9 protein-coding genes and 2 pseudogenes are annotated in these 9,372 nt (G+C 69.4%); 8 read left to right on the top strand and 3 right to left on the bottom strand.

Annotation, left to right across the window (positions count from 1 at the left end; genetic code table 11):
- Positions 1-101 precede the first annotated feature (101 nt).
- Positions 102-1,433 (top strand): pitrilysin family protein, encoded by a 1,332-nt coding sequence (locus AB0I35_RS06770; protein ID WP_357394796.1) that lies wholly within the window; start codon positions 102-104, stop codon positions 1,431-1,433.
- Positions 1,434-1,824: 391 nt separating this feature from the next.
- On the opposite strand, the pseudogene AB0I35_RS06765 reads toward AB0I35_RS06770, so the two are convergent.
- Positions 1,825-2,277: pseudogene (locus AB0I35_RS06765) on the bottom strand (ATP-binding cassette domain-containing protein); the annotation flags it as partial.
- Between AB0I35_RS06765 and AB0I35_RS06760 the strand changes: the two are divergent.
- Positions 2,266-2,367, top strand: a pseudogene (locus AB0I35_RS06760) (DNA-binding response regulator); the annotation flags it as partial. The pseudogenes AB0I35_RS06765 and AB0I35_RS06760 sit on opposite strands and share 12 nt — an antisense overlap.
- Positions 2,368-2,585: 218 nt before the next feature.
- The gene (locus AB0I35_RS06755) at positions 2,586-4,088 is read left to right on the top strand and encodes a tetratricopeptide repeat protein (protein WP_357394795.1); all 1,503 of its coding nucleotides are present in this window, start codon (positions 2,586-2,588) and stop codon (positions 4,086-4,088) included.
- 142 nt (positions 4,089-4,230) lie between these two features.
- On the opposite strand, the gene AB0I35_RS06750 is transcribed toward AB0I35_RS06755, so the two are convergent.
- Positions 4,231-4,563, bottom strand: coding sequence for a helix-turn-helix domain-containing protein (locus AB0I35_RS06750; RefSeq protein ID WP_357394794.1), 333 nt, complete (start codon positions 4,561-4,563; stop codon positions 4,231-4,233).
- Positions 4,564-4,655: 92 nt separating this feature from the next.
- On the opposite strand from AB0I35_RS06750, the gene AB0I35_RS06745 reads away from it, so the two are divergent.
- Entirely contained in the window at positions 4,656-5,855 is a 1,200-nt protein-coding gene (locus tag AB0I35_RS06745; protein ID WP_357394793.1) for an MFS transporter, read from the top strand.
- A gap of 49 nt (positions 5,856-5,904) precedes the next feature.
- Here the strand turns inward: AB0I35_RS06745 and AB0I35_RS06740 are convergent, their stop codons facing one another.
- A complete protein-coding gene (locus tag AB0I35_RS06740; RefSeq protein WP_067492972.1) occupies positions 5,905-6,300 on the bottom strand; it encodes a VOC family protein in 396 nt (131 codons plus the stop codon).
- Between the two features lie 135 nt (positions 6,301-6,435).
- Between AB0I35_RS06740 and AB0I35_RS06735 the strand changes: the two genes are divergently transcribed.
- The 4 genes from AB0I35_RS06735 to AB0I35_RS06720 all read left to right on the top strand — a co-directional run bounded on the left by AB0I35_RS06735 (position 6,436) and on the right by AB0I35_RS06720 (position 9,312).
- On the top strand, positions 6,436-7,542 hold the full coding sequence (locus AB0I35_RS06735) for a zinc-binding dehydrogenase (protein WP_357394792.1): 1,107 nt from the start codon (positions 6,436-6,438) through the stop codon (positions 7,540-7,542).
- A 70-nt stretch (positions 7,543-7,612) separates the two neighbouring features.
- Positions 7,613-8,359, top strand: a complete 747-nt coding sequence (gene dapB, locus AB0I35_RS06730) for a 4-hydroxy-tetrahydrodipicolinate reductase (RefSeq protein WP_357394791.1) — start codon at positions 7,613-7,615, stop codon at positions 8,357-8,359.
- Complete coding sequence (locus AB0I35_RS06725; protein WP_357394790.1) at positions 8,356-8,856, top strand: hypothetical protein; 501 nt, start codon at positions 8,356-8,358, stop codon at positions 8,854-8,856. The genes dapB and AB0I35_RS06725 overlap by 4 nt, the downstream gene beginning before the upstream one ends.
- 3 nt (positions 8,857-8,859) lie before the next feature.
- Complete coding sequence (locus tag AB0I35_RS06720; RefSeq protein WP_357394789.1) at positions 8,860-9,312, top strand: flavodoxin family protein; 453 nt, start codon at positions 8,860-8,862, stop codon at positions 9,310-9,312.
- The last annotated feature ends 60 nt before the right edge of the window (positions 9,313-9,372 follow it).

The raw sequence follows: 9,372 nt of genomic DNA, 5'->3' as shown, positions 1-9,372 counted from the left end.
CCTGCGGCAGGCATCCGCGCACGTCGCCAGCCCCGTTTTCGAGAGGTCGAGAAAAGCATGCCAGTACAGCCGTCCGGTGGGATCGGGTGACCGAGCGACAGTTGAGTGAATCCGGAATCGGCACCGCCCAGGACGTGACCACCGATGGTGGAGTGCGGCGGACCGTGCTGCCCGGCGGGTTGCGCGTGGTCACCGAACACGTGCCCGGCGTGCGCTCGGCCTCGGTCGGCGTGTGGGTCGGCGTCGGCTCGCGCGACGAAGGTCCGACCGTGGCCGGTGCGGCGCACTTCCTCGAACACCTGCTGTTCAAGGCGACCCCCACCCGCACCGCGCTCGACATCGCCCAGACCATGGACGCCGTGGGCGGCGAACTCAACGCCTTCACCGCCAAGGAACAGACCTGCTATTACGCCCACGTCATCGACGAGGACCTGCCGCTGGCGGTCGAACTCGTCTCCGATGTGGTGCTCAACGGGCTGTGCCGGGCCGTCGACGTCGATGTGGAACGTCAGGTGGTGCTCGAGGAGATCGCCATGCGTGACGACGATCCCGAGGACCTCGTCGCCGACTGCTTCCTCACCGCCCTGTTCGGTGACCACCCGATCGGGCGTCCCGTGATCGGCACCGTCGAATCCATCGAAGGCATGCAGGCCGCCCAGCTGCGCGGCTTCCACCAGCGCCGCTACCGCCCCGAACGCATGGTCGTCGCGGTGGCGGGCAATGTCGAACACGAGCGGGTCGTCGAACTGGTCCGCCATGCCTTCGGCCCGCACCTCGACCCCGCCGCCGACCCGGCACCCCGCCGCGAGGGAAAGTTCCGCGCCCAGCGCGCACCGGGGCTCGTGCGGATCAACCGCGACAGCGAACAGACGCACCTCACCTTCGGTGTGCGCGCGTTCGGCAGGCACGAGGGGCAGCAGCGCTGGCCGCTGTCGGTGCTCAACACCGTGATCGGCGGCGGACTGAGTTCGCGCCTGTTCCAGCGCATCCGGGAGGAACGCGGTCTGGCGTACTCGGTGTACTCGAGCGTCGACACCTTCGCCGACACCGGCGCGTTCTCCGTGTCGCTCGGCTGCCAGCCCGAAAACCTCGCCCAGGTGGCGACTTTGGCGCGGTCTGTGCTCGACGAAGTCGCCGCCGAGGGCATCACCGACGCCGAATGCGCCCGCGCCAAGGGCTCGTTGCGCGGTGGCTTGGTGCTCGGACTCGAGGACTCCGCATCACGGATGAACCGCATCGGGCGCAGCGAACTCAGCTACGGCAACCACCGCAGCGTCTCGGCGACCCTGGCCCGCATCGACGCCGTCACCACCGACGAGGTCAACGCCATCGCCCGCACCCTGCTCGCTCGCCCCTACGCCGCCGCCGTCGCGGGCCCCTACCAGCGGACACGCGATCTACCCGCTTCGGTCCGCAGACTCGTCGAGAACTGAGCGATCCGGTCGGCTGCTTGCGAACGCGCCGGGCAGCATCGCGTCTCCTGCCTGCGCTGTTTCGGTTGAGGTGGCGGTCGTCGGCGGGTCAATCGCGCGCGGTGTCGCTACGCCCGTTGTGCAAGGGAAGTGACGCGGCGACAACGTACTTCGCGTCGCCCGCGCCTGCGCTGAAGGATCCGCCGAGCATCGTCGCGCGTTCGCGCATGCCGAGCAGTCCGTGGCCCGCCCCGGCGGCAGGCACCGTCGCACACGGATTGGCGACACGGATGTCGATGGCCTTCCCGGTCACCCCGCGCACGGTGCCGGTGTCGCCCCGGATCTCGATGCGGTCGCCGAGTATGGCGGCCAGCCGGGTCAGCTCGTCCCCGCGCACCCGCACCCTTGGTTCGGCATCGGCGACGAAGTCGGCGGTCGGCTCGTCGGCGACGATCTTGCCCCGGCTGATCACCAGCAGGTGATCGGCGACCAGTTCGGTCTCGCTCATCATGTGGCTCGACAGCAGCACCGTGCGGCCCTCGTCGGCCATGGCCCGCAGGGTCTGGCGGATCCAGCGGATGCCCTCGGTGTCCAAACCGTTGACGGGTTCGTCGAGGATCAGCACGGCAGGATCACCGAGCAGGGCGGCGGCCACGCCGAGGCGCTGGCGCATGCCGAGCGAGAAACCTTTCACCCGCATCCCGGCCACGTCGGCGAGCCCGACCCGCTCGAGCACCTCGTCGACCCGCGTGCGCGGGATGCCGTTGCTCGCCGCGAGGAAGGCCAGATGATAAGCGGCGGTGCGTGATCCGAGCACATCGCTCGCATCGAGCAGGGCGCCGACGGTGTGCAGGTGAAAACGCACGTCGGGCGGATCCTGGACAAACTGCAATTGCGCGACCGGACGCAAGCGGCGATCTACGCCTATGAGACCCGGCTGGTGAGCCCGTTGTAAGGCGGACGCCGACCTGCCCTTCCGTGCAGCTGATGTTGGCCGAAATCTGTTGGCGGCCAGGATGTATTCGGCCACATGGGTATCGGTGCTCGGCCGGATACGCGGCGGCGGTGGCCGCCAGGGCCGAACCTCGCCGGCGTCGTCCTCCGGACACGGGTCGTCGTGCAGGCGGTGCCGGCAGTAATGTGCGCCGGAGGAATCAAGGGGAGGGAAGTGTTGTGCCGGTACAGGCGGCGCTCGAACGCGCGCGAGTAGCTCTGGAGATCGGGCGGGCGGAGGAGGCTCGCGAGATACTCGGGAGGGCACTGCTGGCCGCCCCCGCCGACCCGCGCGTCTTGGTCGCGCTCGCCGAGCTCGCCCACCGACTCGACGAATACGACGACACCATCCGCTACGCCGGCCAAGCGATTCGAGCCGCCCCCGACGACGCGCGTGCCCACGAGCTCGCCTGCATGGGCTACGCGATGCGCGGCGAATGGGAACCCGCCTACCGTCATGGCCGGATCGCCGCGCGCCTGAGCCCTCACGATTACGCGGTGCTGCTGCTGACGGCGTGGTTGCACACCGCGGGCCCGCGCACGGATCATCCACGCGCGCGTGCGGCACTCGGCGAAGCCGTTGCGCTGGCGCCGGACAACGCCGACGTGCACTGCTCGGTGGCGGAAACCTATCAGCGCCTGTACGACTACGAAGCCGCCCGGAGCCACATCGCCGCCGGGTTGGTGATCGACCCCACCCACGTCGACCTGCTGCGGATGCAAGCGCGTACCGAGTTCGAACTCGGCGGTGGCGGCCGTCGCGAGCAGGCTGTCGCGACCCTGCGCGGCGTGCTCGCCGACGCACCGGCCGACGCCAAGGCCAGACGCCTGCTCGCGGAGGTGTATTGGCGTGCGCTGATCCGGCTCGCGACCTGGGTGTGGTTCTTCGCGGGAAGCTATGCGGCGGTGGCCATGTGGGCCCCGCAATGGGTGACGCGGCTGCTGTCGGGCGTCCTTTTCGCGGCGGTGCTGATCGCCTGGTTCCGGGTTTTCCGTAAGCTGCGCACGCAACTTCCGCCCGGGTACCTGCGTGCCAGGACCGTTCGGCCGAGGGTCTTGCTCGCTTTGTCGCTGGTGGCGCTGGCGGGGCTCGCCGTCGTAGCCGGTGCCGCCGCGATGCGTTCGGACTACATCGCGTTCGTCCGGCTGGGCTGCTGGCTGCTCGTTCTCGCCGCGCTCGGTGCCGCGTTCGGCCACCTGCTGCTGTTCACCGCGTGGCTGCGGCGTGGCATCGACGAGCCGGACCCGGCGGCCGGGGCAGACTTCGCGTTCGGTCAGATCGCGGTGCTCGTGGCGATCGCCGCGCCGGTAAGCCTGATCCTGTGGTTCACGCGCGGCTGGGCGCGCCAGCCCGCGGCGGCGGGCGTACTGCTCGTCGTGCTCGGCATCGCCTTGCTCACCCTCGTCGGTGAGGACGGGCTCGCGTCCTGGCGCAGCAGGCGCGACCCGTTTCAGCGGCTGTGGTTCATGCTGGCAGTCGCGGTGCTGGTGTCCGGTGCGGCAATGTGGTGGGGTGGCGGCGAGATCGCCGACGGTCGGATACGCGGGCGTGAGTTCATGGATGTGCCCGCGCCACCGACGTTCTCACCGCGCGAGTCACCGGTTCTCCCGACGCTGCGGGTTCCACCACTTGTCGTGCCACCGACTGCCACCGGGGCTCCGACGGTGACTCCCGCACGCTGACGGCGGCAAGTCGGTCGGGTTCGCGGACGCGGAAGTCGGTACCGGCGGAGTGTCGATCGCCGCGCACTCGGAGGGCCCGCTCGTCGGCGACGGGCTGGTTCGGCGGCAGACCCTGTGCACGGCCCGAGGTGACAGCCGTGCGTCAGTCCTCGACAGCGCTGTTGGCGGCAGCCACGATCGCGGGCAGCAGACCGGGAACGGCGGTCTCCACGTCCTCGGTGCGCAGGCGCTGATACGTCTGGCCGTCGAGAGTGAGGCGCTCGATGAGACCCGCTTCGCGCAGGATCTTGAAATGGTGCGTCGCGGTGGACTTGTTGATCGCGTCGTATAGCGCCGAGCAGCGCAGCGGACCGCCCGCATTGCTCAGGCGGCGCACCATTTCCAGGCGGACAGGATCGTGCAGCGCGCCGAGCACAGCGGGCAACTGCGCTACGGGCACGGCGGGCGCCACGGGGAGATCTTTAGCCTGTGTCATGATCTACCTCACTCCGGGGTTTGATAGTCATCATACTCGGCGTAGGGTCGGGCCCGTTCGATGGTTATCAAACTCACCTGATGGGGGCTGCGATGGCAGCGACAACGATGGTGCCGGTCGAAACCGGTCAGCGGTGGGCCTACGGTCTGGTGCTCGCGGCGACCGGTGTGGCACTCGGTGTCTCCGGGGCGCCCGCCCCGCTGTACGGAATCTACGAGACCGAATGGCACCTGTCGCCGTTCACCACGACGATGGTCTTCGCCGTGTACGCGGTGGCCGCGCTCGGCGCGGTGCTGGTGTCGGGTCGCGTGTCCGACGTGGTCGGGCGCAAGCCGGTGATCGTCGGCGCGTTCGCCACCATGATCCTCGGGCTGCTGGCCTTCCTGCTCGCCGACTCGGTGCCGATGCTGCTGCTGGCGCGAGCCCTGCACGGCGCGGCGGTCGGGGCAACCGTCGTGGCGGGTGCCGCCGCGCTGCTGGATCTGCGACCCGAGCGGGGCGCGCGGTCCGGTCAGCTCAGCGGGGTGGCGTTCAATGTGGGCATCGCGATCGCGGTGCTCGGTACCGCTGTGCTCGCCCAGTACGCGCCGTCGCCGCTGCGCACGCCGTACGTGGTGATCGCGGTGGTCTGCCTTACCGCCGCCGCGGGGGTCCTCGCTCTGCGCGAACCACACACCACCCGCGTGAAGGGCCGCATCACGATCGCGAAACCCGCTGTGCCGCAGGAGATCAGGGCTGATTTCTGGTTCTCCGCGATCGGTGTGATGGCCGCCTGGTCGGTGCTCGGTGTGCTGCTGTCGCTGTATCCGTCGCTGGCAGCCGCCGAGACGGGCGTGCACAACCTCGTCTTCGGTGGGGTGGTCGTCGCCTCGACCGCGTTGGCCGCGGCGATCGTCCAGCTGTTCGCCACCCGCATTCCGGCGCGCAGAGCGGCGATCATGGGTGACCTCGGCATGGCCGCCGCGCTGCTGGCCACCATTCCGGCGCTGGCCACGAAACAACCGGCCGCCGTGCTTGTCGCGGGGCTCGTGCTCGGTGCGACGTTCGGGCTCGGCTTCGGTGGTTCGTTGCGGCATCTGTCGGAAGTCGTGCCACCACATCGGCGCGGCGAAACAATGTCGGCGTATTACCTGCTCGCCTATTCGGCAATGGCCTTGCCGACGCTCGCGGCGGGCTGGGCGGCGACCACGTGGGGAATCGCGACGGTATTCCCGTGGTTCATCGTGATCGTCGCGGTGGCCTGTGTGCTGGCCGCCCTGCTCGGGCTGCGCGGCAGCCGGGCGAAAAGCTGAGGACGCACCCCGTCCGGCCGGTGTGAAACGGCCGGACGGGGTCGGGCATTTACGTGGGCCAACCGCCGTAGGGCACGGTGATCAGTTCCAGGAAATGGCCGTTGGGGTCGAGGAAGTACACGCCTCGGCCCCCGTCGTTGTGATTGATCTCGTTGACGCCGTGCTGCTGCGGATCGGCCCAATGGTCCAGCTTGTAGCGCTGGATCTTGGCGTAGGCCGCGTCGAACTCGGCTTCGGAGACCAGGAACGCGTAGTGCTGCGGCTGGATCTCGGAAACGAACGGCGGCACCTTCGCGAAATCGAACGTGACACCGTTGTCGAGCGGGATGGGAATGAACGGACCCCACTCTTTTCCTATGTCCAACCCGAGGATGTCCGCCCAGAATTCGGCGGTTTCCCTATTGTCCCGACATCCGACAATGGTGTGATTGAACTGTACTGACAGGGGATTTCTCCTTGGTTCGTGACGGCGCCGACCCTGGGCTCGGTACAAGGCGGCCGACAGGAGCACCGTCACCGGAAACGAGGTTAACGCCGAATCCCGGGTCCGGCAATGCCGATGGCGCGGTAGGTTCGCGCCATGAGGATTCGTGGAGCCGTTCTCGAACGTGTCGCCGATCCGGCACCGTTCGCGCAGTCGCGGCCGATCACCGTGTGCGAACTGGAGCTGGCCGAGCCGGGTGACGGCGAGTTGCTGGTGCGGATCGAGGCGGCCGGGTTGTGCCATTCGGACCTGTCGGTGGTCGACGGCAACCGGGTGCGCCCGGTACCGATGCTGCTCGGCCACGAGGCGGCGGGCATCGTCGAAGCGATCGGCGCCGGTGTCGACGATGTGACGGTGGGGCAGCGCGTGGTGATGACGTTCCTGCCGCGATGCGGCGACTGCGCAGGCTGTGCCAGCAACGGTCGCACACCCTGCGGGCCCGGCAGTGTGGCCAACAACGCGGGCGAGCTGCTCGGTGGTGGTCGGCGGCTGCGCCGCGACGGCGAGGATGTGCACCATCACCTCGGGGTTTCCGGGTTCGCCACGCATGCGGTGGTGGATCGGCGGTCGGTGGTCCCGGTCGACGACGACGTGCCACCGGAGGTGGCAGCAGTCCTGGGCTGCGCGGTACTCACCGGCGGTGGCGCGCTGCTCAACGCCGCGAAACCCGGTGCGGGAGACCGGATCATGGTGGTCGGCCTCGGTGGAGTCGGGATGGCGGCGGTGCTGGTCGCGGTGTCGCTCGGGCTCGGCGAGGTGATCGCCGTCGACACCGTGCCCGAAAAGCTGGCGCTGGCACGGGAATTCGGCGCCACCGCCGCCTTCACGCCCGCCGAGATCGTCGAGAAGGGGGTGAACGCCGACGTGGTGATCGAGGCGGCGGGCAATGTGCGCGCCTTCGAAACCGCGGTCGCCGCAACGGCGCCCGGTGGCGTCACGGTGACGGTCGGTCTCCCCGCGCCCGAGGCCACTGCCACGATCTCCCCGCTCGCCCTGGTCGCCCAGGGCCGCACCATCATCGGCAGCTACCTCGGCTCCGCCGTGCCCGCCCGAGACATCCCCGAGTACGTGCGGATGTGGCGCGCCGGGAAACTGCCGCTGGAACGACTCGTGTCGGCACGCATCGGACTCGACGCGGTGAACGAGGCCATGGACGAACTCGCCGCGGGCGCGGCGCTGCGGCAGGTGATCGTCTTCGGCTGACCTCGGCGTCCCCGGCCGGCCCCTGCTCGATAGGCTTGCGGACAAGCGGAAACGATGACGAGGAGATGCGGTGACCATTCGGGTCGGAGTGCTCGGAGCACGCGGCAAGGTCGGGCAGGCCATCTGCGCGGCGGCGGAGGCGGCGGCCGATCTGGAGCTGGTCGCCCAGGTCGACAAGGGTGACGCGCTGGAGACGTTCACCGAGACCGGCACCCAGGTCGTCGTCGACTTCACCCACCCCGATGTGGTGATGGGCAACCTGAAGTTCCTGATCGAGAACGGTATCCACGCCGTGGTCGGCACCACCGGCTTCGACGAGTCGCGGCTGGCCGAGGTGCGTGGGTGGTTGGCGCAGCGTCCCGAGGTCGGGGTGCTGATCGCGCCGAACTTCGCCATCGGCGCGGTGCTGTCGATGCGGTTCGCCGAGCAGGCGGCCCGGTTCTTCGAGTCGGTCGAGGTCATCGAACTGCACCACCCGAACAAGGCCGACGCGCCTTCGGGTACCGCCTATCGCACCGCCGCGCTCATCGCCGCCGCCCGCGACGAAGCCGGGGTCGGGCGCAGTCCCGACGCGACGACGGCCGAACTCGAGGGTGCGCGCGGCGCGGATGTCGACGGGGTGCGCGTGCACTCGGTGCGCCTGGCCGGGCTCGTCGCCCACCAGGAGGTGCTCTTCGGCACCCAGGGGGAGACGCTGACCATCCGCCACGACTCCATCGATCGCAGCTCGTTCGCCCCCGGCGTGCTGCTCGGGGTTCGTGAGATCGCCGGACGGCCGGGCCTGACCGTCGGGCTCGACCCGTTCCTCGACTTGTGAGCGCCGATCCGGTGACCAAGGCCGAGCCGAACCGTCAGGTCGTGAAAACCGTCGCGCTCGTCGCCTTCCTGGTGCTGGCGCTGGTGTTCTACTTCGTCCGCCTCGGTGGCCTTGCCATCGCCTACATCGCCGACGGCAAGCCGGCGGGCATCGCCATCGGCATCGGCATGCTCTTGCTGCCGATCGTCGGCGTGTGGATCGTGTGGACCACCTTGCAGGCCGCCCTCGATCATCAGCGCCTCGCCCGGCGCATCCACGACGAGGGCCGCGAGGTCGACACCTCCCACCTGCCGCGCCGCCCGTCCGGCCGCATCGAACGCGACGCGGCCGACGCCCTCTTCGCCGAGATCAAGGTCGAATGGGAAGCCGACCCGGACAACTGGCGCAGCTCCTACCGCCTGGCTCGCGCCTACGACTACGCCGGTGACCGCACCCGCGCCCGCGAGACCATGCGCCGCGCGGTGGCCCTCGAGAAACTGGAACGCGACGGAAAGTAGCTCATGGCCCGGTTGCTGATCGTCCACCACACCCCCTCGCCGCACACGCAGGCGATGTTCGAAGCGGTCCTGTCCGGTGCCACCGACCCGGAGATCGAGGGCGTGGAAGTGGTGCGCCGAGCCGCGTTGGCCGTCACCGCCGTCGACGTGCTGGAGGCCGACGGCTACCTGCTCGGCACTCCAGCCAACCTGGGCTACATGAGCGGCGCCCTCAAGCACGCCTTCGACACCATCTACTACCCGTGCCTGGACTCCACCCGCGGTCGTCCCTACGGGCTGTACCTGCACGGCAACGAGGGCACCGAGGGGGCCGAGGCGAGCGTCGAGCGGATCACCACCGGGCTCGGGTGGATGCGGGCGGCCGCGCCGGTGGTGGTGTCGGGGCCGCCGGGCAAGGCCGAACTGGAGCGCTGCTGGGAGCTCGGCGCCACCATCGCCGCAGGTCTGATGGGGTAAGCAGGCTTCGCCCCGAATTCTGGTGGCTGACATCCGCGTGGGCGATACGGTAGAACTCGA

This window comes from Nocardia sp. NPDC050378 (assembly GCF_040655675.1).
Lineage (GTDB): Bacteria > Actinomycetota > Actinomycetes > Mycobacteriales > Mycobacteriaceae > Nocardia > Nocardia coubleae.
Note: the sequence above shows the minus strand (reverse complement) of the source record. Positions and strands in the feature narration are given on the sequence as shown.